At 67.4% G+C, this 1027-nt stretch carries 1 protein-coding gene; it reads left to right on the forward strand.

Translation table 11 applies throughout. The features are described 5' to 3' along the window. A partial coding sequence (locus AB0I03_RS27190; RefSeq protein WP_360417517.1) for a DUF3418 domain-containing protein occupies window positions 1–1027 on the forward strand: 1027 nt, incomplete at both ends.

Below are 1027 nucleotides of genomic sequence, written 5' to 3' on the forward strand. Positions count from 1 at the left end.
GAGCTGGTCGAGACCTCCCGGCTATGGGCGCGGGTGAACGCCCGGATCGAACCGGAGTGGATCGAGCCGCTGGCCCAGCATCTGGTGAAGCGGAACTACAGCGAGCCGCACTGGGAGCAGAAGATGGCCGCGGTGATGGCGTACGAGCGAGTGACGCTCTACGGCGTCCCGATCGTGGCCCAGCGCAAGGTCAACTACGGGCGGATCGACCCCGAGGTCTCCCGTGACCTGTTCATCCGGAACGCCCTGGTGGAGGGCGACTGGCGCACCCACCACCAGTTCTTCCATGACAACCGCAAACTCCTCGGCGAAGTCGAGGAGTTGGAGCACCGCGCCCGGCGCCGCGACATCCTCGTCGACGACGAGACGCTCTTCGACTTCTACGACCAGCGGATCCCGGCGGACGTGGTCTCCGGAGCGCACTTCGACTCCTGGTGGAAGAAGCAGCACCGGGAAGACCCGGACCTGCTGAACTTCGAGCACTCGATGCTCATCAACGAGTCCGCCGAGGCCGTCACCAAGGACGACTACCCGGACTCTTGGCGGCAGGGGAAGCTGAAGTTCAAGGTCACCTACCAGTTCGAGCCGGGCGCGGACGCGGACGGCGTGACCGTCCACATCCCGCTCCAGGTCCTCAACCAGGTCGCCTCCGAGGGCTTCGACTGGCAGATCCCGGGCCTGCGGGAGCAGTTGGTGACCGAGCTGATCCGTTCACTGCCCAAGCCGATCCGCCGCAACTACGTCCCGGCGCCGAACTTCGCCGCCCGTTTCCTGGACACCACCGTCCCCCTCCAGGGCGCCCTGACGACGTCGCTGGCCGCCGGGCTGCAGCGGATGGTGGGGGTACCGGTGGAGGCCGCGGACTTCGACCTCAGCAAGGTCCCGGACCACCTGAAGATCACCTTCCGGGTGTACGACGCTGCATCCAAGAGCGGCTCCGCCGCGGGCCGCCGCAAGCTCGCCGAGGCCAAGGACCTGGAGGCGCTGCGGCTCCAGCTGAAGCCGAAGACCCAGGCCGCCATCTCCC

The sequence above is a fragment of the Glycomyces sp. NPDC021274 genome (assembly GCF_040641195.1).
In the GTDB taxonomy this organism is placed as follows: Bacteria; Actinomycetota; Actinomycetes; order Mycobacteriales; family Micromonosporaceae; genus Glycomyces.